18 protein-coding genes and 1 pseudogene are annotated in these 22781 nt (G+C 59.8%); 17 read left to right on the top strand and 2 right to left on the bottom strand.

Annotated features, from left to right (window positions below; genetic code table 11):
• The first annotated feature begins 116 nt into the window (after positions 1–116).
• The 5 genes from typA (at position 117) to THL1_RS26635 (ending at position 5346) form a co-directional block, all read left to right on the top strand.
• Positions 117–1934 carry a translational GTPase TypA gene (typA, locus tag THL1_RS26650; protein WP_069086054.1) on the top strand — a complete coding sequence of 606 codons (1818 nt, stop codon included), beginning with the start codon at positions 117–119 and terminating at the stop codon, positions 1932–1934.
• 678 nt (positions 1935–2612) lie between these two features.
• A complete protein-coding gene (locus THL1_RS29325) occupies positions 2613–2879 on the top strand; it encodes an autoinducer binding domain-containing protein (RefSeq protein ID WP_083246018.1) in 267 nt (88 codons plus the stop codon).
• A gap of 67 nt (positions 2880–2946) precedes the next feature.
• The gene (gene tnpB / locus THL1_RS26645; protein WP_003449170.1) at positions 2947–3303 is read left to right on the top strand and encodes an IS66 family insertion sequence element accessory protein TnpB; all 357 of its coding nucleotides are present in this window, start codon (positions 2947–2949) and stop codon (positions 3301–3303) included.
• Positions 3304–3322: 19 nt separating this feature from the next.
• Positions 3323–4822 (top strand): IS66 family transposase, encoded by a 1500-nt coding sequence (gene tnpC, locus THL1_RS26640; protein WP_083245827.1) that lies wholly within the window; start codon positions 3323–3325, stop codon positions 4820–4822.
• Between the two features lie 62 nt (positions 4823–4884).
• The gene (locus THL1_RS26635) at positions 4885–5346 is read left to right on the top strand and encodes an SMI1/KNR4 family protein (RefSeq protein ID WP_069086643.1); all 462 of its coding nucleotides are present in this window, start codon (positions 4885–4887) and stop codon (positions 5344–5346) included.
• Between the two features lie 95 nt (positions 5347–5441).
• On the opposite strand, the gene THL1_RS30195 is transcribed toward THL1_RS26635, so the two are convergent.
• Complete coding sequence (locus THL1_RS30195) at positions 5442–5585, bottom strand: hypothetical protein (protein ID WP_161490991.1); 144 nt, start codon at positions 5583–5585, stop codon at positions 5442–5444.
• Between the two features lie 459 nt (positions 5586–6044).
• Between THL1_RS30195 and THL1_RS31220 the strand changes: the two genes are divergently transcribed.
• The 9 genes and pseudogenes from THL1_RS31220 to THL1_RS26610 all read left to right on the top strand — a co-directional run bounded on the left by THL1_RS31220 (position 6045) and on the right by THL1_RS26610 (position 14936).
• Complete coding sequence (locus tag THL1_RS31220; protein WP_069086053.1) at positions 6045–8069, top strand: DUF637 domain-containing protein; 2025 nt, start codon at positions 6045–6047, stop codon at positions 8067–8069.
• A 442-nt stretch (positions 8070–8511) separates the two neighbouring features.
• Positions 8512–8949, top strand: a complete 438-nt coding sequence (locus THL1_RS29965) for a hypothetical protein (RefSeq protein WP_145928394.1) — start codon at positions 8512–8514, stop codon at positions 8947–8949.
• A 461-nt stretch (positions 8950–9410) separates the two neighbouring features.
• Positions 9411–10103: a transposase gene (locus THL1_RS29320; protein WP_083246016.1), complete on the top strand. Its 693-nt coding sequence runs from the start codon at positions 9411–9413 to the stop codon at positions 10101–10103.
• Positions 10104–10161: 58 nt separating this feature from the next.
• Entirely contained in the window at positions 10162–10467 is a 306-nt protein-coding gene (locus THL1_RS26620; RefSeq protein WP_069086051.1) for a hypothetical protein, read from the top strand.
• Between the two features lie 129 nt (positions 10468–10596).
• On the top strand, positions 10597–10893 hold the full coding sequence (locus THL1_RS29960) for a hypothetical protein (RefSeq protein ID WP_145928393.1): 297 nt from the start codon (positions 10597–10599) through the stop codon (positions 10891–10893).
• A gap of 75 nt (positions 10894–10968) precedes the next feature.
• A pseudogene (locus THL1_RS29315) lies at positions 10969–11118 on the top strand (transposase); the annotation flags it as partial.
• A gap of 209 nt (positions 11119–11327) precedes the next feature.
• Complete coding sequence (locus tag THL1_RS29955) at positions 11328–11705, top strand: hypothetical protein (protein ID WP_145928392.1); 378 nt, start codon at positions 11328–11330, stop codon at positions 11703–11705.
• 464 nt (positions 11706–12169) lie between these two features.
• A complete protein-coding gene (gene cptA, locus THL1_RS26615) occupies positions 12170–13948 on the top strand; it encodes a phosphoethanolamine transferase CptA (RefSeq protein ID WP_069086050.1) in 1779 nt (592 codons plus the stop codon).
• A gap of 73 nt (positions 13949–14021) precedes the next feature.
• A complete protein-coding gene (locus THL1_RS26610; RefSeq protein WP_069086049.1) occupies positions 14022–14936 on the top strand; it encodes a DUF808 domain-containing protein in 915 nt (304 codons plus the stop codon).
• 357 nt (positions 14937–15293) lie between these two features.
• Here THL1_RS26610 and THL1_RS26605 read toward each other — a convergent pair whose 3' ends face one another.
• Complete coding sequence (locus tag THL1_RS26605) at positions 15294–15689, bottom strand: YkgJ family cysteine cluster protein (protein ID WP_069086048.1); 396 nt, start codon at positions 15687–15689, stop codon at positions 15294–15296.
• Between the two features lie 264 nt (positions 15690–15953).
• Here THL1_RS26605 and THL1_RS26600 point away from each other — a divergent pair, with 264 nt between their 5' ends.
• The 3 genes from THL1_RS26600 to THL1_RS26590 all read left to right on the top strand — a co-directional run bounded on the left by THL1_RS26600 (position 15954) and on the right by THL1_RS26590 (position 22732).
• Positions 15954–19544 carry a DUF2339 domain-containing protein gene (locus tag THL1_RS26600; RefSeq protein ID WP_069086047.1) on the top strand — a complete coding sequence of 1197 codons (3591 nt, stop codon included), beginning with the start codon at positions 15954–15956 and terminating at the stop codon, positions 19542–19544.
• Positions 19541–20926, top strand: coding sequence for a DUF3999 domain-containing protein (locus THL1_RS26595; protein WP_069086046.1), 1386 nt, complete (start codon positions 19541–19543; stop codon positions 20924–20926). The genes THL1_RS26600 and THL1_RS26595 overlap by 4 nt, the downstream gene beginning before the upstream one ends.
• Positions 20927–21082: 156 nt before the next feature.
• Positions 21083–22732, top strand: coding sequence for a histidine kinase N-terminal 7TM domain-containing diguanylate cyclase (locus tag THL1_RS26590; protein ID WP_069086045.1), 1650 nt, complete (start codon positions 21083–21085; stop codon positions 22730–22732).
• Positions 22733–22781 lie beyond the last annotated feature (49 nt).

The raw sequence follows: 22781 nt of genomic DNA, 5'->3' as shown, positions 1-22781 counted from the left end.
TTTGGCGGCAGTATCCGCCATCGCCCTCCCGACCATCGGGCCGCCTGATACGCAGTTAGTTCATATCAGCCGCTTAGACTTCGCGGCACACCGAATCCTCTGATCGAGATACAAACGTGATCGAAAAACTCCGCAACATCGCCATCATCGCCCACGTCGACCATGGCAAGACCACCCTGGTAGACAAGCTCCTGAAGCTGTCCGGCACCCTCGACCGCAAAGAAGCGGAAAGCGAGCGCGTGATGGACTCCAACGAACAGGAAAAAGAGCGCGGCATTACCATTCTGGCGAAGAACACCGCCATCAAGTGGAACGGCTACAACATCAACATCGTCGACACCCCCGGCCACGCCGACTTCGGTGGCGAGGTTGAGCGCGTAATGTCCATGGTCGACTCCGTACTGCTGGTGGTCGACGCCCAGGACGGCCCCATGCCGCAGACCCGCTTCGTGACCCAGAAGGCCTTCAAGGCCGGTCTGCGTCCGATCGTGGTGGTGAACAAGATCGACCGTCCGGGCGCGCGTCCTGACTGGGTTATCGACCAGATATTCGACCTGTTCGACAACCTCGGCGCCACCGACGAGCAGCTGGACTTCCCGATCGTCTACGCCAGTGCCCTGAACGGCATCGCCGGCATGGACCACGAGAAGATGGACGACAACATGGACGCCCTGTTCCAGGCCATCATCGACCACGTGCCGGTTCCGGACGTCGACGTCGACGGCCCGTTCCAGATGCAGATCTCCCAGCTCGACTACAACAGCTTCCTCGGCGTGATCGGCATCGGCCGCATCGCCCGTGGCCGCGTCAAGTCCAACACCCAGGTGGTCGCCATCAGCGACGACGGCACCAAGCGCAGCGGCCGTATCCTGAAAATCATGGGCCACTCCGGCCTGCAGCGCGTGGAAGTGGCTGAAGCCGAAGCCGGCGATATCGTCTGCGTCAGCGGCATGGACGAGCTGTTCATCTCCGACACCCTGTGCGACCCGCTGAACGTCGAGGCGCGTCCGCCTCTGACCGTCGACCAGCCCACCGTGAGCATGACCTTCCAGGTCAACGACTCGCCGTTCGCCGGCAAGGAAGGCAAGTTCGTCACCAGCCGCAACATCAAGGACCGTCTGGACAAGGAGCTGCTGCACAACGTTGCCCTGCGCGTTGAAGCGGGCGAATCCGCCGAGAAGTTCAAGGTCTCCGGCCGTGGCGAGCTGCACCTCTCCGTACTGATCGAAACCATGCGCCGCGAAGGCTTCGAGATGGCTGTCGGCCGTCCGGAAGTGGTGATCATCGAGAAGGATGGCGAGAAGCAGGAGCCCTACGAGAACGTCACCATCGACATCGAAGAGCAGCACCAGGGCTCGGTGATGGAGCAGATGGGCCTGCGCAAGGGCGATCTGACCAACATGATCCCCGACGGCAAGGGCCGCGTTCGCCTGGAATACACCATCCCGGCGCGTGGTCTGATCGGCTTCCGTAACAACTTCCTGACGCTGACCTCGGGTACCGGCATCCTGACCTCGACCTTCAGCCACTACGGCCCGATCAAGGCCGGCGAAGTCAGCAACCGTCAGAACGGCGTACTGGTCTCCATGGCCACCGGCACCGCGCTGACCTACTCGCTGGAAACCCTGCAGAGCCGCGGCAAGCTGTTCCTCGCCCCGGGCGACGAGATCTACGAAGGCCAGCTGAGTGGCATCAACAGCCGTGACAACGACCTGGTGATCAACCCCACCAAAGGCAAGAAGCTCGACAACATGCGTGCTTCCGGCAAGGACGAAGTCATCGCCCTGGTTCCGCCGATCAAGTTCACCCTGGAACAGGCGCTGGAATTCATCGCCGACGACGAGCTGGTGGAAGTGACGCCGAAGTCCATCCGCCTGCGCAAGAAGCTGCTGAACGAGAACGACCGCAAGCGCTACGAGCGCGCCAAGGTCTGATCCTCGCGCAGTGAATGAAAAGCCCCCGCCGGAGCGATCCGGCGGGGGCTTTTTCTTTGAGATGCGTCTCCGACTGTGCCGACAACTGTAGGTTGGCGTAGAGCGAAGCGAAACCCAACGGTTCGAGGCCTGGCCGAGCTTAGGGCTTCGCGGTGCCCAGTCGGTAGAGGCCTGCTGGCAAACTTGGGTAGGGCGCGCCACCAACATTAACCCTTGCTTGATGCAGTTTGTCGTACGTTGTTGGTTGTTGGATCCTCGCTGCGCTCGGACCAGCGCGGCCCGCATCAGCCACTACGCAGTCCGGATGTGCATCGCGTTTTTCTGGGAGGCTAATAGCAAGTCCACGTACAAGAATCGTGGAGTCTTGCTCGGGTGTCAGTATCCGTTATAGCCCCGTGCGCTGCGTCTTCGGCATTTGATTCGTGGGGAGAGAGACTGCCACCTTTCTTAGCGGCGGACGCTTACGCACAGCTGGGAGTGTTCTTCGAGGAACATCAGACTCCTCCTAAATACCTTTGAATGGCTCTCTGGTTCTATTCGCTTAGCCGAATGCAGAGGATTGCCAGTCTTGTCCGGCTCTCGTTTTCTCCTCATCTCCCTATTGATGGGTTGAAGATGTATTTCTCCCCGCCAGTGCTGTGTTCTTTTTAATTGTGTGCGACAGAAAAAGGAATACTTATGATCTCAATGGATGAGCTCTTGGCCATGTCTGGGCTTGCATGTCGGAAGAGCTGGTTTGAAGCGCTCAAGGCCAACACACGCACCTTGGGTTGCGATGGCCTGCTATTTGCGTTGAAACCGAACAGCAATGCCGACAATTTACAGGCAGCACTATTCAGCGATTATCCTCAGGCCTGGAGAGATATCTATGACGCTAATGATTACTCTCGTATCGACCCAGTAGTATCGCATTGTCTGTCTTCGACAATTGTAAGCGCTCCATGAACCCCACCTTCAACTGAACGATCCGCTTGCGGATGCTGGGCTCCCGTTTTCCCAGTGGAGCCCCGTCATGATGCGTCCGGACGCCAAGGTCAAAGCCGTCTACCTCTATCCGAAACCCGTCGACTTCCGGAAGTCCATTGATGGTCTGGCGGCCTTGGTGGAGCTGGATATCAAGGTGGCCGTGTTCGACCCGGTGTTGTTCGTCTTCCTCAACAAAACACGCAACCGGGTGAAGATCCTCTATTGGGAACGCAATGGCTTTTGCCTGTGGCTCAAGCGCCTGCAGGCCGAGCGTTTCAAGACCAAGCCTGATGCTGAAGAGCCCATCGTGTTGACGGTGCGGGAACTGAATCAGTTGCTGGCAGGATTCGACCTCTGGGGGAACCAGCCACACAAGGTGCTGACCCCGCGTTTTGTGAGCTGAGTCGGTATAATCCGGCGCCATGAAATCTGGCGCAGACTCCCTTCCCGACGATCCCGTCCTGCTCAAGGCCTTGGTTCTGCAATTGCAGGAACAGGTTGCTCTGCTGCGCCACAAACTGTTCTCGCCAAAGTCCGAGCGTAGCCCCGAGGATGCCGACTCCCCTCAGTTGGCCATGTTCAACGAGGCTGAGGAGTTGCTCGAAGAACCTGCTGGCGGATCGGGTGAAGCCGAAGAAGTCGTCGCCCCAGTGAAGCGACGTGGCAAGCGCAAGCCCCTCCCGGCTGACTTGCCGCGCGTTGAAATCATCCATGAACTGCCCGAGCACGAGTTGACCTGTGCCTGCGGCGCCTGCAAGCAGGTGATCGGCGAGGAGACCAGCGAGCAATTGGAGATCATCCCGATGCAGGTACGGGTGATCCGCCATATCCGCAAAACCTACGCCTGCAAAGCCTGCGAAAGCGCTCCGGTCACGGCCGACAAGCCGGCCCAACTGATCGAGAAAAGTGTGGCCAGCCCTAGCGTGCTGGCCATGCTGCTGACCACCAAGTACGCCGATGGCATCCCGCTGTATCGCTTCGAGAGGATGCTCAGCCGCCACGGCCTCGACATCCCCCGCCAGACCCTGGCGCGCTGGGTGATCCAGTCTGGCGAGCAGTTGCAGCCCCTGCTCAACCTCATGCGCGACCAGTTGCTGGGCTACCCGGTGTTGCACTGCGACGAAACCCGGCTGCAGGTACTGCACGAACCCGGGCGCGATCCCACCGCGCAGTCCTGGATGTGGGTACAGAGCGGCGGCCCGCCGGAGAAACCCGTCGTCCTCTTCGACTACAGCACCAGCCGCGCGCAGGAGGTGCCGTTGCGCCTGCTCGCCGGCTATCGCGGCTACCTGATGACCGACGACTATGCCGGCTACAACGCCGTGGCCGCGCAAGACGGCATCGAGCGCCTGGCCTGCTGGGCTCACGCTCGACGCAAATTCATCGAGGCACAGACGGTGCAGCCCAAGGGCAAGATCGGGCGCGCCGACATGGCCTTGAACCTGATCAACCAGCTGTACGGCATCGAGCGCGATCACAAGGACAGCGGCAACCTGGAACGTCACGCCGCACGACAGCAGCGCAGCCGGCCCCTCCTGGAACAGCTCAAGGCCTGGCTGGACAAGACCCAGCCACAGGTCGCCGCGCAGAATGCCCTGGGCAAGGCGGTGAACTACCTGGCCAGCAACTGGAGCCGGCTCGTGCGCTATGTCGAAGGCGGGCATCTGCCCATCGACAACAACCGTGCCGAGAACGCCATCCGTCCTTTCGTGATCGGCCGCAAGAACTGGCTGTTCAGCGACACGCCCAAGGGCGCCACGGCCAGCGCGCAGCTCTACAGCCTGATCGAAACGGCCAAAGCCAACGGGCAAGAACCCTATGCCTGGCTGCGCCACGTCCTGGAGCGCCTGCCAACGGCCAACAGTGTCGAAGACTACGAAGCCCTGCTGCCGTGGAACTGCCCGCCGACTAGCACATCCTGATCGCGATACCCCGTCAAAGGAAGACGGGGTTTATGGAGCGGTTACGGATATGGTGGTGCTCAATGAGTTCTTATAGTGCGGAAAAAGTCGAAGAGTTTGTAGGGGCACACTGCGAGATTGTTGATTTTGGCGATGAATCTGGCGCAGTGGATGATGAGTGGGTCAAGAGAGCCGAGCAAAGATTGGGACTGGTCTTGCCGGCCTCATATAAATGGTTCTTGAGGAGATATGCCGGAGGGGAAATTGGTGGTGAGGAGATATACAGCCTCTACGGTATGGACTTTGATACCGTTAATGGCGGGGATATTGTCCATCAGCACTTGGTTGGGCTGAGAAATGGTCTTGTGGATGATCAGAGCCTTGTGGTGAGTGAAACAGACTTCGGGGAAGTATTCTTTTTTGATTTCTCCACGTACAAGGACGGGGAGTGCTCAATAAAAGTCAGAATTCCATCGGGGGAAAGTTTGCACTATGCGGGGAGCTTTTATGAGTTTCTGTGTAAGCGGATTTTGGCTCACGTTTAATTGCATGAATGCGTCGTGATCCCCCTCCTTTGTCAGAGTGCAAGATTGAGTTTCCTTGAATAAAAATAGCCCCGGCACTGCCGGGGCTATTTGTGTCACTCCGCCGTAATCACCAAACAGCCCTGAATGGCCCTATCGCCGACGTGGACTTGTTCCCCGAGCGGCGGATAGTAATCGGCGGCGATGGTGGCGAAACGTTCAGTTCTGGGCGTGACTGCCCTATGATCGGCCTTAGCCATGGTCAGCTCCTTCTTAGCTGCTTGTGGTTAGCGGGCTTTCGGTGTTCGCGCACCGTTGGCCCGCGCTTCTTCGTTTACTCCTTTCCCTTCGTTGCCGGTGTTGCCGCGCGGGCAATGGCCCCAGCGACCTGATGTTTCACGATCACCGCATCGAGCAGGCCGCGCACCAATTCCTGTTCTTCCTCCGACATGCGCGAAATCGCTTCCGACCGTAAAGGGGACAGATTTATTTTTCCTACTCTAACTTTCAGTGGACTATCGCTTCACGTCAGCTTCGGACGGTGGTTGCGGACATTTCTTTAGCCCAATCATCCTGGCTCGTGCATACACGTAGTTCGAAGTCTGGCTTCATGCTGGGCTGTTTCCGTTCATTAACAACCCAATCGATTTGACCGTCAAAGGCGCCCAGACCGGGGGCGCTTTTGAATCGCCGGGCGCGATATCACCAACATCGGCAGCGTGTTGCAGTCCGGTGGTGACCTCTTCCTGAATGCCGGTCGGGACGTGCAGATCCTCTCCCGCGAGGAACGGGTCGGCCAGGCCTTCGGTGCTGGATACCGGGACGAGAGCATTACCCAGGCCGTGGACGGCCTGAAGGTGGATCTAAAGCACATTGACCAGCAGAGCGTCAGCCAGACCATTGATGCCATGGTGCAGGCGGATCCGAGCCTGGCCTGGATCAAGGAGCTGGAACAGCGCGGCGATGTGGACTGGCAGCGGGTGAGGGAAGTCCACGACAGCTTCAAGTACAGCCATTCCGGGTTGGGGGCGGGGGCGCAGTTGGCGATTGCCATTCTGGTGGCCTACTTCACGGCGGGCGCGGCAAGCGGATTGGCCGCAAGTGGTGCTTCCGCAGCGGGGGCATCCACTGCCGCCAGCAGTGCCTGGGCCGCTGGGGCTGGCGCCTCGCTCCAGGGCATCGGCTGGGCCAATGCCGCCGCTACCGCAGCCGTGACCGGGGCTGCCAGCAATACCGCCATCAGCACCATCAACAACCGCGGCAACCTGGGGGCGGTCGTCGACGATGTCACCTCCAGCGATGCGCTGCGGGGTTACGTGGTGGCCGGTGCCACCGCCGGCCTGACCGCCGGTTACTTCAACGACTGGACCAGCACCCAGACCAGCACGGGCAACGCCGTCCAGGACAGCGTGAAGGTGCTGTCCGAAGGTGGCCTGAGCAGTTGGAACGGTATCGGCAGCTTTGCGGGCAACCAGTTGCTGCAGAACGGCACCTCCACCCTGCTGGACCGTGCGTTGGGTGGCGACTCCAAGCTCGGCGATGCCTTGCGCTCCAGCCTGGCGAACACCTTTGCGGCGGCGGGGTTCAACTTCGTTGGTGACCTGGGGGACAAGTTCGACCTGAGCGAAGGCGGCCTGGCCAAGATCGGCTTGCACGCCGTGATGGGCGGCCTCGCCGCTGAAGCGGCGGGCGGCGACTTCCGCACCGGCGCACTAGCAGCTGGAGTGAACGAAGCGCTGGTAGATAGCCTGGCGCAGCAATACGCCGGCATGGACCCGGATCAGAAGAAAGGTCTGCTGGTGATGAACTCGCAGCTGATCGGCTTGCTGGCAGCGGCGACCCAGAGCAATGCGGATGCGGAGAGTGTGCAGACCGGTGCTTGGGTGGCGCAGAACGCGACGCAATATAACCGGCAGTTGCATTTGGAAGAAAAAGATCTAGCAAAAGATTTGGCAGATAAAAGCAATGGACGATTTACAGCTGATGAAATTGAAGAGCAGTTGAGGCTCTCTTTTGTAAAAGGGACAGAAGTTACCCCGTCTACTGATATGGTCGTAGAAAATAGTCTTGGTATTTATGATCCTGATGGGAATTGGGTGGATTTAGGTGGAGGGTATCAGCTTCAGAAGATATCTAAAGGAGATATGGATGTTGTTGCGTACATAAAACAAAGCACCGACGAATACACGTGGTTGTCTGAGGTTGAATATGGGTATTCACGGCTAATTAAGTCTGAGTGGCCAGCTAGTGCCGGAGGAGATTCTAGGGACCGTCTTACTGGTTATGTTCTGGATGATCGTAATGGCTATAGAATTCCAGTTGTTGTTGATGGGTCGACTTATGCGCCAAGATTCCATTCATGTGGCACCGTTGAGTGCTTGGCAAGTGGAGTAAATATAGATTTCTCAGATGTTAATACTTTGCGATGGGTTAGAGCCACTGATGCTAAAGCGGTGAGCGACCTTAGTAGGGTGATGGCTGCAGGAGCTGTGGTTAGTAGTGGAGGTGCTGCATCTTTTATGGCGGGGGCATCAACAACTGTGGGGCTTATGGCGGGCTATCTGAAAGGAGACTTTGTAGGTGCTGCCACGTCCGTGGGGTTAAGTACAGGGTTTGAGAGTTATGCTGCATCTAAAGGGGTTCCTATAGAGGTTGCGGGGAAAATAGCAAACTCACTTACGTCTATGGGAGTGTGGGACGCCATAGTGGAAAATGCGAGAGAGGTCTTTTCAAGTGATGAGTAGGTTTGTGAGGTGGTTGTATTTTAAGAGAAGAGCTATTTTGGTGCTTATGGTTGTGTCTTCGCTAGTTAATTTGTTGTCGTTGCTGGGTGAGTGGGGCGTGTTTTGGGGAGTGTTTTTGGGGCAGATATGGTTTGGGCAGTGCGTTTATTCATTTATATGTGGGCGAGAGATTATTTATTCGGCAGGGGCTAGGGTTGGGAAGGAGTCAAGTGTCTATTTGAGGGGGGCGGTGGGTGGGTTTGCACTATTTCTATATATTCTTTTGTTTTTCTTTAGGGAGTATTGATTCGACTGGAAAAGGGGGTTGATTTATTTTTCCTACTCTAAAGCTGCCTTTGAGGTCAGGATTAGAGTGCTTAAATAAATCTGTCCCCTTTTTTAGTCCCCTTTTTTAAACCAAGATAAAGAAAGTTGGCTGAGTCTGGCGGCAACTGGAGCCTTGATGGAGTTGTATCAGTATTCCGTAGGACGAGAGCCAGATGTAAGGCCCGGTGTAGACAGGCCTAGTGGTTCAAATTTCGATGATTCTTCTGGGGTTGTTCCTCAGGTAAATATTAATGGATATTTACAGGAAGGAAAGAATATAGGTATTAACTTGCCTTTGAATGATTCGGCTTGTGCGGGGTTCTATTCTATATGTCATGGGGCCGCTATGAGTAATGTGCTGAATGAAATTCCAGGATTTAATGCATTTGCAACCCTGCATGATCAGTGGATGATTTCTCTTGAAAGGTCAAAGGGTGCGGATATGACAGTGCTTGAAAATATAGGCAGCATGCCTCCGGCGGTTTTTGTGAATTACGGCGCTGTTTATGAAAAATATCGACCTGTTATAGAAGGCTTGCTTGATGCGAATGCCAAAAAAAGAAATAAAAATTAAATCGGTGGAGCTTCTAGGAGTCTTGGGGTTGGCAATGATCGTTTCGGGGTGCCTGTCCTATAGAGCTTGGGAGCTCAGTAGAGATGATCTTATAGGTAAGACATTCAACCCTGCAGTGTCTCTATATGCTTGGCCGGAAAGAGGGCTCTATATGAGAGGGGTTGGAAGTGATAAGCGAGGATTCGAGAAGGCTGTGAAGGAGGGCGGGAGTACTAGGTATTACATAATTTACTTGCAGTCTAGTGGAGGGGTTTCTATTTGTAGTTATTCAATACTGGTTTCTTCCGGCGGTTTTATTAAGTCTTGGCGGAGGGAAACAGCTGATAAGACATCTTGTTATGTATTCTAGGTATAAAAGTTGATTCCACAGAAAAGGGGAAGGATTGGGATGAAAAGAAAAGGGGACGGATTTATTTTCCTTGCTCTAATTCCGACTGAAGCTAGCTACGGAGGGAGAAAACATGCCCAGGGTTGGGCGGGTGTTGTTACCAAACTATCCGCATCACATTGTGCAACGTGGTCACAACCGGCAAGTCGTTTTTGCAGAGGACTGTGATTTTCAGCGTTACGTCGATGATCTGCGTGAGTTGAAAGATGCTTTTGGTGTCAAGGTATATGCGTACTGCCTGATGACCAATCATGTCCATCTACTGTTGGCCCCTGGCGATTCGCTGACGGGGCTAAGTCAGTTGATGAAGACCTTGGCGGCTCGCGCAACGCGTTACCGAAATCGTCTGGAAGGGCGATCGGGCACCTTGTGGGAAGGCCGCTACAAGTCAAGCATCGTGCAGTCTGATAGTTACCTGTTGGCCTGTAGCCGATATATCGAACTGAACCCGGTTCGGGCTCGTATGGTTTCCGATGCGGGAGACTATCCCTGGTCGAGCTATGCCCGTCGTGTGGGCGAAGTGCCAAGCCAAAACTGGCTGGACATCGATCCGTGCTTCGAAGCTCTTGGAGCTACGGATGAAGAACGCCGCCGCCGGTATGTCGAGTTCATAAGGCAAGTGGTGCCCGCCGAGGAATTGAGCCTCATTCGGGAGGCAATACAACGTGGGCAATTAACAGGCAGCAATCGCTTCGCGGATGAGGTTGAGCGTATTGCTGGAGTACGGATTGAACGAAGGACGCAGGGCAGACCGAAATTAGAGTAGGGAAAATAAATCTGTCCCCTTTTTTCCGATTGGTCGAAAATGGACGGGAATTATTTGAATGAAGTTTCTTGAGTTTCTCTGCCGGTACAAGGGTTTTGTGGTTTTTTTGATGTTTTTAGGTAGTGCGCTGAACTCTATTAGGTTTGTCGGAGAGTGGAGTAATTTTTGGGGCGTTATTTCTGTGCAGCTTTTTTTTGGTCAAGGGTTTTATTGTTACATTGCAAACAAAACTATTCGCTTGGCGCCCGGCGGGGTTAAGGTTGATCATCCTTGGGGGGTTAGGCTCTTAGTTGGTGGATGGGCGCTATTGGTTTATTTGGGGATGTTTGCATTTAATGGTTACGGCAAGGCTTGGGGGGGGTGATTGGAAAAGGCGTGGAAAAGGGGGCGGATTTATTTTTTCCTGCTCTAAAGCTGTCTTTTAGGTCAGGATTAGAGTGCTTAAATAAATCTGTCCCCTTTTTTCGTCGAAACGCAAAGAGGGTTCTATCAAATGATGAGTAAATTTCTTGGTTTGTTATATGGTGTTAGGTATGTTGTCCTTGTTGTCATGGTTGTGTCTTCGCTTGTTAATTTATTTTTATTTCAGGGGGGGCGTGATGTTTTTTGGGGGGTCTTGTTGGGGCAGTTATGGTTTGGGCAATGCTTTTATTCGTTTGTTAGTGGGCGGGAGATTGTGTTTTCCGCTGGAGGAGGGGTTGGTAAAGACTCGAATCCATACGTTAGGGGGCTAATGGGTGTGGTGGCATTGTTTGTGTATGTTATGTTGTTTTTCTTTAAAGGTTATTAAATAAAGCGCAGAGAAGGGGTGGATTTATTTTACTTACTCTAATTCCGACTGAAGCTAGCTACGGAGGGAGAGAACATGCCTAGGGTCGGGCGGGTGTTGTTACCAAACTATCCGCATCACATTGTGCAGCGGGGCCACAACCGGCAAGTCGTTTTTGCAGAGGACGGCGATTTTCTGCGCTACGTCGATGATCTGCGTGAGTTGAAAGATGCTTTTGGCGTCAAGACCGGAAAAGGGGACAGATTTATTTTTCATACTCTAAAACTGTCTTTGATGTCAGGATTAGAGCGCTTAAATAAATCTGTCCCCTTTTTTGCGCAGCACAAGAACCACCTTGAGGTGTTTGATAGTAAAGGAAGGTTCAGGTATGTCCTAAACTTAGATGGTGAAATTAATGCGTCAAAGACACAGGCTGCAGTTGGGAGGAAAATAGAGTGAAAAATGATATTGAACTGAATTGTGTGAGGATCGCGCTTTTGAATTTATTTGAATCTAAAGGATTTCCGATAGAGCGCATTAACGATTTTTCTAGTGATTTCTCTATTGACTGGAGTGATGAATTCTGTGGGTCTCTAAGAAAGCTTAATGAACAGATCTGTATATTCAGTAAGGCGCTGGAAAAAAATGATAAGTTGGTTCAGGTTGCTGCTTTGGTTGTGGCAAGAGGTGTGGCTCTAAGGCTTCTTAATCAGTTTGAGGGGATTTTTGAGGATATTGAGAGTGTTGCTTTTTCGGAAGAGTATGGATGGCCCGTAATTCCTGAGGACTATCGTCTTCCTAGTGATTATTTGAGTGTGAATAATAAAGAATGAGTGAGCGCAGAGAAAAGTAGACGGATTTATTTTTCCGAAAGGAAAAGCGAAGAAACGAAAAGGGGACAGATTTATTTCCCCTACTCTAAAGCTGTCTTTGAGGTCAGGGTTAGAGTGCTTAAATAAATCTGTCCCCTTTTTAGTCCTTTTTAGTCGGTCCCCTTTTTAGTCGTCCCCTTTTTCTCTTTTTTCCTGTTTTTCTGTCCCCTTTCGGTCCCAGTGAATGAAAAGCCCCCGTCGGAGCGATCCGGCGGGGGCTTTTTCTTGGCGCTGGGTTTCGCGTTCATACAAGCAGCGAAGAAGTTTCCAGCCCAGGAAACCAGCGGCGGGTTCATATTCCTGAGCCCATTTCGAGAACGGTGTTCCCGGCCGGGTTGAGGGACTATTGACGAACTTTTCACGTATTCGCAGTCATATTCCCTGCTTTTCGATCAGATGGTCTGGTCAGGGCTCGACTAGGGCAGATGTCTATGCAGTTCGATTTACACAAGGCCGGGGAGCGGCGTTTCGACTGGGCTGGGCTTGGCTGGCTCTTCCTCTTTTTCTGGTACTTCTCGGGCGTCACCCAACTGCTGATCCAGGTAACGGGCGTCAGTGGATTCACCGGGTTTCGCCAGGCGTTCCTGCTCAGTGGCCTGTGGCTGATCCCGGTGTTGTTGTTCCCGGGGCGCACGCGGGCCATCGCGGCGGTCGTCGGCGGGCTGCTCTGGCTCGCGTCGCTGCCGGCCTTCGGTTACTTCCTGATCTACGGCCAGGAGTTTTCCCAGAGTGTCATCTTCATCATGTTCGAATCGAACGTGGCGGAAGGCTCGGAATACCTGACCCAATACTTTGCCTGGTGGATGGTGCCGGCTTTCCTCGGCTATGCCCTGGGGGCCGTGTTGTTGTGGATGCGCCTGCGCCCGGTTCATCTACCCCGCAGCAAGGCGATGCTTGCAAGTGTGGCGCTGCTGGCTGCGCTGGTGGGGTATCCGGCTGTGAAGCAGGGGCTGGGCAACGCGACCTTCGAGGCGGCGCGCGACAGCTTCGAGAAGCGCATGGAGCCGGCCGTGCCCTGGCAACTGCTGGTGGGTTACCGGCAATACCGCCAGCAGTTGGACAGCATGCACGACCTGCTGGAAGGCAACGCTCGCATCGCACCGCTGGCCCATTTCAAGGATGCCAATGCCGGCCTGCCGGCGACCCTGGTGCTGGTGATCGGCGAATCCACCAATCGCCAGCGCATGAGCCTCTACGGTTATCCGCGCCAGACCACGCCGAACCTCGATCGCCTCCGCGATCAGCTCGACGTTTTCAATAACGTCATCACGCCACGCCCCTACACCATCGAAGCGCTGCAACAGGTGCTGACCTTCGCTGATGAAAACAACCCCGACCTCTACCTGACCAAGCCGTCGCTGCTGAACATGATGAAGCAGGCCGGCTACAAGACGTACTGGATCACCAACCAGCAGACGCTGACCAAGCGCAACACCATGCTCACCACCTTCTCCAGGCAGGCGGATGAGCAGGTCTACCTGAACAACAACCGTAACCAGAACGCGCGCCAGTACGACGATGATGTGCTGCCGCCCTTCGAGAAGGTGCTGGCCGACCCGGCGCCGCGCAAGTTCATCGTGGTGCACCTGCTGGGCACTCATATGAGCTACCAATACCGCTATCCGCCGGAGTACGAGCGCTTCACCGACCGCCAGGGCGTACCGGCCAACGTCACCGACGACCAGTTGCCCACCTACAACAGCTATGACAACGCCGTGCTGTTCAACGACCACGTGGTGTCGAGCCTGATCGACAAGTTCTCCGGCAGCCGCGCCAATGGTTTTTTGCTCTACCTCTCCGATCACGGCGAGGCGGTGTTCGACCAGGAACACCCGCACGTGCTGGGGCGCAACGAGGCGGCACCTACCGCGCCCATGTACACCATTCCGTTCATGCTCTGGCGCTCGCCTCAGTGGCGCGCCGAGCACCCCCAGGAGCTCGGCGCCAACCTCGGGCGGCCTTACAGCAGTTCCAGTTTCATTCACACCTGGGCGGACCTTGCCGGGCTCCGCTTCGACGATTTCGACCCGAGTCGAAGCCTGGTCAACGCCGGTTTCCAGGCCCGGCCGTTGCTGATCGGCGATCCGTACCAGCCAAAGGCACTGATCGATTTCAGCCTGATCAAGCCCAAAGCCAGGGCGGCGGACCTGAAAGTGGTCAGCGAAGACGGTAAAGGGGCTGGCAGAACGGCGCCGCCGGGTTGACCCGCGGGGCGTTTTTGTCTGTAGTTCGTCTTCGCCGACCTACGGCGCCCCGACTCCCTTTGAAGGACACACCATGGCCGGAGCCAGCCTGCTGACCCTGATCGACGACATCGCGACCCTGCTCGATGACGTCTCGGTAATGACCAAAGTCGCTGCGAAGAAGACCGCAGGCGTGCTGGGCGATGACCTGGCGCTCAATGCCCAGCAGGTCAGCGGCGTACGCGCCGAGCGCGAGCTGCCAGTGGTCTGGGCGGTGGCCAAGGGGTCGCTGGTGAACAAGGCCATATTGGTCCCTGCGGCCCTGCTGATCAGTGCCTTTGCGCCCTGGGCGGTCATCCCGCTGCTGATGGTGGGTGGCGCCTTCCTCTGTTTCGAAGGGTTCGAGAAGCTGGCGCACAAGTGGCTGCACAGCCACGAAGAGGATGAGCAGGCCCATGCGGCGCTGACCGAAGCCGTGGCCAACCCGGAGGTAGATCTGGTGGCCATGGAGAAGGACAAGATCAAGGGCGCCATCCGCACCGACTTCATCCTTTCCGCCGAGATCATCGTCATCACCCTGGGCACCGTGTCTGCGGCGACCTTTGGCAACCAGGTGGCGGTGCTCGTGGGCATTGCGCTGATCATGACGGTGGGCGTGTATGGCCTGGTGGCCGGCATCGTCAAGCTGGATGACCTCGGCTTCTACCTGGTACGTCAGAACAGTTCAGTGGCCCAGGCCATTGGACGCGCCATCCTGGCCACCGCGCCCTGGATGATGAAGGGGCTGTCGGTGCTGGGCACTGCGGCCATGTTCCTGGTGGGTGGCAGCATCATCCTCCATGGCATTCCCGCGGCCCACCACCTGCTGGAACCGGTGCTGGCCGCGTCCGGCGGTTTCTCCTGGCTGGTGCAGATCCTGGTCGATGGCCTGGCGGGCATCGCCGCCGGCGCGCTGGTGCTGGCTGGGGTGAGCCTGGTGAAAAAGGTGCTAGGTGCCGTCCGGGGCTGATCCCTGTCTCTGCATCCTGCGATTTTGTGGCTGTGCTGTGCGCACCGAGGTCAAGGTGCAGGTTTCCCGGTGCGCATGGCGCACCCTACGAGTCAGCGAACCAGCAGGATGATGCCGGTCCTGTAGGTTGGTGTAGAGCGAAGCGAAACCCAACGATTCCCGGTCGGGCTGCGCGTTGGGCTTTGCAGAGCTCAGCCACAACCTTCAAGAACCGGCCATCTGACGGTCGGGGCGAACTCATTCGCGAGAGGGCAGCGCAGCTGCCCCAGGAACCTGGCCGGGCGAACCTGCGGTCCGCATCGCGATTGAAATCGCTCACACAGCCGACAGCTTCACCATGGCGGGACCCGCTGAATCTCAGTCCTTCGGCTTGAAGGCGCAATAGCCGGGGCGCGGGCCGATTTTCGGGTGGTTGCGGCAGGTTTCCGGGCGCTTGTCGTACACGGTGCACAGACGGCTCCTGCGGTCGAGGAAGTAGCAGTCATTGTTGCCCATGCGGGTGAGGGTGAAGATGCCGGACTTCTGGTTGAAGCGCTCCACCACACCGTCTTTCATCAGCCTTTTCGCGATGTTCTTCGGCGGTTCGCCGCGTTCGAACTCGGCCACCAGCTCCAGGCGGATCAGGTCGCTCAGCCGCACTTCGACCGGCATGGTGCAGCAGCTGGAGACGCATGCGTGGCACATGGTCTTTTCGTATTTGATCCAGGTGTCCGTCCGGTCGAGGTCGGCACCGACGATCATCATGGTCTTCATGGTCGGCGAGCAGGCTAGGAAAGAGGGGCGGGCATCATAGCGATGTCGGTGAAAAAGTGAACAGTTTCCCGTCGGGGAATGCGAAATTTCCCTTTGTCTTGCCGTATTTGTACCGATGGCGTACTGAGCTGTAGGAATCTCTGTATCTGTGAGCCAGATGACAGGCGTCTGTATTGGGTAGGCGCCGGATCTCCTGTAGCTTCCGGCCGGTCGTGGCTGCGATGGATGCGGTCCAGAGTGCTCAATCATCCGAGTGAACGCTGCATGCAATGGATCTTCATGCTGGTTGGCCTGGCCTTCGGGGTCGGGATTGATGAAAGCGTCGTGGGAGCCCTGATTGGTGGCCTGATGGGCCTGGGGCTGGGCCAGGCCGTTCGCCTCCAGGGGCTGGCGCGGGAGAACGCCGAGCTGCGCAAGTCGCTCGCCAGTTTTTCCGCCCGGTTCGACAAGGGCACCCAGGCCATTCACGAGCGATTGCTCAAGGTGGAGCAGGGCAGGGCGCAGCAGGCCGAGCAGATGCCGCCCGCTGCCCAGCCTGCCTCCACCCCTGTCGAGGCGGTAGCCGAAGCCGAGGACGACTCCGACCTCGTCTGGGAATTGCCGGCGGATGTGCTGGCCGAGCCTGTGGCTGCCGCTGAACCTGCGCCCACGCCAGCTCCGGCTCCGGTAGCCGCCGATGCCTGGGGCCAGGAGACCCGCCCCAGCGCGCCGCGCAACGTACCTCCGATCCCGCCCAAACCCCGTGAACCCTCGTTGCTCGAACGTGGCTTGGCTGCCGCCCGCGACTGGCTGTTCGGCGGCAATACAGTGCTGCGCATCGGCATCGTGCTGCTGTTCCTGGGCCTGGCGTTCCTGCTGCGTTACGCCACCGAAGGCATGGTGGTGCCCATCGAGGTGCGCTATGCCGGGGTCGCCCTGGCGGCCACTGCCTTGCTCGGGCTGGGCTGGTGGCTGCGCCGACGCAATCCCAATTACGGCCTGATGCTGCAGGGCGCCGGGATTGCCGTGCTGTATCTGACGATCTTCGCCGCCATGCGCCTGCATCCCCTGCTGGACCCGGCGATGGCCTTCGGGCTGTTGGTGGCGGTGACGCTGTTTTCCGCCATTCTCGCCGTGGCCCAGAACGCCCTCGGTCTGGCTGCCGTCGCCGCGCTGGGCGGCTTTGCTGCGCCCATCCTCACCTCCAGCGGCAGCGGCAACCACGTGGCACTGTTCAGCTACTTCGCCCTGCTCAATGCGGGCATCTTCGCGATCGCCTGGTTCAAGGCCTGGCGGCTGCTCAACCTGATCGGTTTCGTCGGCACCTTCGGCATCGGCTTCGCCTGGGGTCTGCGTTCCTATCGGCCGGAACTCTTCGCCAGTACCGAGCCGTTCCTGGTGCTGTTCTTCCTGATGTACGTGGGGATCGGCCTGCTGTTCGCCCGGCGCAAGCTGGCGGAGGCGGTGGATGCCCCCGAGGAGCGCGGCGAGTTGCTGCGCTGGTCCGCTCGCCAGGGCGACACGGTAGACGGCACCGTACTCTTCGGTCCGCCGATCATCGGCTTCGGCCTGCAGGTGGCGTTGATCCGCCATCTCGAGTTCGGTGCTGCCTTCAGTGCCCTCGCCCTGGGGCTGTTCTATATCGTTCTGGCGCGCATTCTGGCGGGCCGTACCGCAGGCCGCGCGCTGCTGTTGGTGGAAACCTGCCTGGCGCTGGGCGTGGTGTTCGGCAGCCTGGCGATTCCGCTGGGGCTGGATGCGCGCTGGACCTCCGCCGCCTGGGCCGTGGAAGGCGCCGGCATCTATTGGCTGGGCTTGCGCCAGGGGCGCCCGCTGGCGCGGGCTTTCGCCCTGTTGTTGCAGTTCGGCGCGGCAGTGGCCTTCCTCGGTAGGCTGAGTGCTGGCGACGGTACCCTGCTGGATGGCTCGCCGCTCGGTGCCCTGATGCTCGGCGCAGCGCTGTTGTTCGTGTTCTGGCAGTTGCGCCAGGCCCCTGCCGAGGCGGCCACTTCGCTGGAGCAACGGAGCCAGTCGTTGCTGGCCTGCACGGGGCTGGCGTTCCTCTACGTGATGGCGCCGCAGCTGTTCGCGGCTGAAGGCACGGCCATCGCCTGGGCTCTGGCCGGGTTGGCGACGCTGTTCGTGGGGCTGCGCCTGCAGTCCCGCGCGTTCCTGTTCAGTGCCTTTGCGGTGCAATTGCTCGGCGGCGCGATCTTCCTGCTGGATCTGGATGGCTCCGGGCTGGGTACCGGCGGTGTGCCGGGCTGGCGTGGGCTGATGGTGGCTTCGCTGATTGGATTGGCGCTGATCGCCGGCATGCTGCTGGCCGCCCGCGACGAACGGGTACGTGAGGACGCTGGGTTGCTGCGCGGCCTTTCGCTGGTGCTGCTGGCGGGGCTGGCCTTCGTCAATCTGGCGGTGCTGTTCGTCTTGCCGTGGCGAACCGCGGGCGCAGTCTGGGCAGGCAGCGGGCTGCTGATTCTCTGGCTCAGCCTGCACTTGCAGCAGCGCGCCGGCTTTTATTTCGGGCTGTTCCTGCAACTGCTGGCAGGCATGAGCTTCCTTGCGGTGAGTCCGGTGCTTCTGGGTGAGCTGAGCGGCGAAGGCCTGCGCCCGCTGGCCCATGCCGGTTTCTGGACGCCGACAGTGCTGGCCCTGGCTGCCTTTGTGGGCGCCTGGCGGCTGCAGCGAGCGGCGCTCGGCGAGGCATCCATGGGGACGCTCAGCCTGGGCCACCTGGCGCAGCTGCTGCTGGCCTGGAGCGCCGGCTGGTGGGCCCTGAGCTGGCTGGCGGAAATCGGTCGCTTCGCCCAGCTGGAGCGGCAAGTGCCGCTGGCCTTGCTGCTGGCGGCGGCCAGCGTCGCATTCTCGACCTGGCTGGCTGGGCGTGAGCAATGGCGCGCGCTGGCGCTGCTCTGTCTGTCACTCGCTCCGGCGGGCGTTGTGGCACTGGCGGTCGCCTGGGAACCGCAGTATCACCCGGCGGCCCACCTGGGCTGGGCGGGCTGGGGCGCGCTGTTCGTCGTTCACCTGTCGGCCTTGCGCCGTCTTGATGGATTGCTGCCTGCCGGTGCGCGGGGCGCGGCGCACGTGCTGGGCTGCTGGCTGGTGCTCGGGGTGCTGGCGCTGGAGCTGCGCTACCTGCTGTTGCTGTTGTCCGAGCAGTACAACGCCTGGCGCTGGCTGGGTTGGGCGCTGTTGCCCAGTGCCTGGCTGCTGGTGGTGGCGCTGCGCCCGCGGCTGCCCTGGCCGGTCGCCACCTACCCGCGTGAGTACCGCCTCTGGGCGTCGCTGCCGCTGGCCGTGCTGATGCTCGCCTGGTTCTGGATAGCCAATGCCTGGAGCGACGGCGCCGCAGAGCCGCTGCCGTATCTGCCGCTGCTCAACCCCCTGGAGCTGGGCCTGCTCTTCGCACTGCTCGGGGTATGCCTGTGGTTGCGGGATTGCCTGCCGCAGTCCGGCCTGCCCGCGCTTCCGGTCTGGCTGCCGCAGGCGGTGGCGGGCGTTTCGTTGTTCGCCCTGGCCACCGCCGCCGTGTTCCGCTGCGCCCACCATTGGGGCGGCGTGCCCTATCAGCTGGACGCTCAACTGGACTCCATGCTGGTACAGGCCGGGCTGTCTATCGTCTGGACCAGCATCGCCCTTGGCCTGATGGTCGGGGGGCACCTGCGTGCCCGCCGCGAACTCTGGCTGGTGGGGGCGGGGTTGATCGCGATGGTCGTGGCCAAGTTGTTCTTCGTCGAACTAGGCAACCGGGGCGGCCTGGAACGCATCGTGTCTTTCATTGGGGTCGGCGTCCTGTTGCTGGTCGTCGGCTACTTCGCGCCCCTGCCGCCCAGGCGCGCGGAATCTGAACAGGAGCGGGTCAACGCATGATCGGACTTTCCTATCTGCGCCGCCCTTGCCTGGCCCTGCTGGCCAGCCTCGGGCTGTTTTGCCAACCGTTGCTCGCTGCCGAGCAGCCGGACGATTTCACCACGCGCGTCGAATTGAGCCTGGACGGCCAGGGGCCCTGGTACCGGCTGGACCTGCCCATGGCCCTGCACTTCGCCGCGCGCCACGCCGACCTGCGCGACCTGCGGGTGTTCAATGCCGAAGGCGAGGCCCTGGCTTACGCCCTGACTCGCAGCAGTAGCAGCGAGCGCCGTGCCCGCCATGAGCATGCCGTGCGCTGGTTCCCCCTGCGCGGGCCCGCCGAAGGCGCCGCCGGGCTGCCCGGCGTGCGGGTGGAGCGCAGCACCACCGGCACCGTGGTGCAGGTAGTGCCGGAAAGCCCAGTCTCGGCGGGTGAGCAATTGCGCGGCTGGTTGCTGGATACCAGCGGCGTACAGGCGCCCCTGGAGAAGCTCAGCCTTGACTGGGCTTCCGATAGCGAAGGCTTCCAGCACTTCAGGATCGAGGCCAGCGATGATCTCCAGCACTGGACGTCCTGGGGCGACGGGCAGGTCGCGCGGCTGTCGTTCGCCGATCAGCGCATCGACCAGCACGACGTCAGCCTGCCGGGCCGCCGCGCGCGTTACCTGCGCCTGCTCTGGCTGAGCCCTCAACAGGCGCCGGCCCTGACCGCGGTAAAGGTGGTGAGCTCCAGCCGCGAAAGTCTGCCCGCCGCGATGGCCTGGTCGGCGCCGCTGGAGCCGGCCAGCGCCAAGGACGGGCAGTATCTCTGGGACCTGCCCCTGGGCCTGCCTGTCGAGCGCCTGCGCATTGCCGTCGAACGGCCTGGCAGCCTGCTGCCGGTGCAGGTGGAGGCGCGCCGCGACGGGACGCCGCAGTGGCAGTCCCTGGCCTCTGGTCTGCTTTATCGGCTACCACAAGAGGGCAAGGAAGTGGCCCAGGAAGAACTGGACCTGCCCGGCTGGATGGCGGTCAAGCAACTGCGCCTGACTGTCGACCAGCGCGCCGGCGGTTTCGGCCAGCAGGTGCCGAGCCTTGAGGTGGGCATGCATGCCACTCAGGTGGTGTTCCTCGCCCGTGGCAACCCGCCGTTCACCCTGGCACTGGGCAACCTCGACGCGAGCCGCACGGAGCTGCCCCTGGCCACCCTGGTGCCCGGCTTCAGCAGCGCCAGCCTGGAAGAGATGGGCCGCGCTAAGGCCGTGGCGATTCCGCCGCAGACCGGGCAGTACGCTGCCGAACGCCAGACGCGCGAGCAGGTCGTCTGGAAGCGAATCGGGCTCTGGGCGGTGTTGTTGCTGGGTGTTGGCCTGCTCGGTGCTATGGCTTTCAGCCTGCTGCGCCGACCGGCCGCACGCTCGTGACGGCGGCAGTACTGGCTTTTTGATGTATCTTTGCCCTGTTTCTGCTCGGGCCCCGGCATGTGGCCCCAACCTCAGGTCAGGACGGCCAGTGCCCAGCCTTCAGCAGTTTTACCCGCGCCCGCATAAACGCCAGGCCACTCAGTCCGGAGCCTGGCGATGAACGCTTGCCTGAGCAGCGACTGGAGCCTGAACCTGCCGACAGCGGTGGCGCTGGTGCTCGGCCTGGGGGTGATCCTCATGGCCCGCTGGGTCGGCCGGCAGCGGCATTTCCCCGGGCGCGAAAGCTTTCTTGTCCTGCACGCCGGCATCTTCTGGTGGCTGGTCGCCGCCGCCCTGGAACTCGCCGCGCAAGGGCCACAATGCAAGGTGTTCTGGGCCAGCATGGCGTGGCCGGGAATCGTCGGCGTGCCGACCTTCTGGGCGGTGTTCCTCTGGCAATACGTCAACAGTATTCGTGAACCCTTGAGCCTGCGTGGCTTCATGCTGTTGGGCATCGGCCCGCTGGTGGCGTCCGGCATGGCGCTCAGCAATCCCTGGCACCAGCTGTTCTACGGCCCCGGCAGCCTGCCGATGGACGACACGCCCGGCGCGGCGATCCGCTATGACCACGGTCCGCTCTTCGATGTGGTGGCCGTCTACGTCTACGTCTTCATGATTTTCTGCCTGGCCGTGGTAACCCGCGCCGCCCTGGCGAGCCAGGGCCTGCACCGGCGGCATTACCTGGCCTTCGTGTTGGTCACCTGTGTGCCCTGGGGCGCCAACCTGAGTTACGTGGCCTTTGGCTGGACGTTGTTCGGCTTCGACCCCACGCCGTTCAGCTTCGCCTTCACCCTGGTGGCTTTCACCTGCCTGATCCTCGGCGTCCGTCTGTTCGACCTGTTGCCGGTGGCCCGTCACCTGCTGCTGGAGGAGCTGCCCGACCCGGTGCTGGTGGTCGACCCCCGGCGTCGGGTGATCGACGCCAACCCCGCAGCCCTGGCGCTGGCGGAGCAACCCGGTGCCTGGCAGGGCATGCCGCTGGCGCGCTGGCCGATCTATGGCGTCGAGCTGGAGGCGATGCTGGCGGCGGGCGGGCGGGAGATGTTGCTGATTCCGGCCAGTTCCTCGCGCTATTTCGAGGTGCGCTCGCGCGATATCGAACGGGTCACCCGTGGCGGCACTTTCATCCTCGGGCAGATGCTCTACCTGCGCGACATCACCGAGCGCCATTGCAGCGAGCTCAAGCTGGCCGAAGCCCTGGCCACCAGCGAAGAACGCCTGCGCACCATTACTCGCCTGCACGAGCAGCTGCAGGAGCAGGCCCTGCGTGACCCGCTGACCGGCCTCTACAACCGCCGTCACCTCGGCGAGCTGTTCGCCCGTGAACTGGCGCGCAGCCAGCGTGAGCGCACGCCCATCGCCCTGGCGCTGATCGACCTCGACCATTTCAAGCAGCTCAATGACCGCCACGGTCACCTGGTCGGTGACGACGTGTTGCGTGCAGTGGCTATTCACCTCACGGGCAACCTGCGTGGCAGCGATGCCGTGTTCCGCATCGGCGGCGAGGAGTTCCTGCTGCTGTTGCCCGGCGCCACGGCCGAAGAGGCCTGCCTGCGCCTGAATGTGCTTTGCCAGGAGCTGGCCGGTCAGCCATTGCCCACGCGCGAGGGGCTGCTGTCGGTCACCCTGTCGGCGGGGCTGGCGGTCTGGCCCGCGCAGGGGCAGACGCTGGAAGAATTGATGCAGGTGGCGGATGCCGCGCTTTATGAGGCCAAGCGCAACGGCCGCAACCAGGTGCGATGGCTGGCGGAGTCCGCTGCCGGCTGAACCCCCGGCTGACGTCGGCGTCAGATGAATTCGTAGCCTTTACCGGCTG

The organism is Pseudomonas sp. TCU-HL1, from assembly GCF_001708505.1.
Classification (GTDB): Bacteria; Pseudomonadota; Gammaproteobacteria; order Pseudomonadales; family Pseudomonadaceae; genus Metapseudomonas.
Note: the sequence above shows the minus strand (reverse complement) of the source record. Positions and strands in the feature narration are given on the sequence as shown.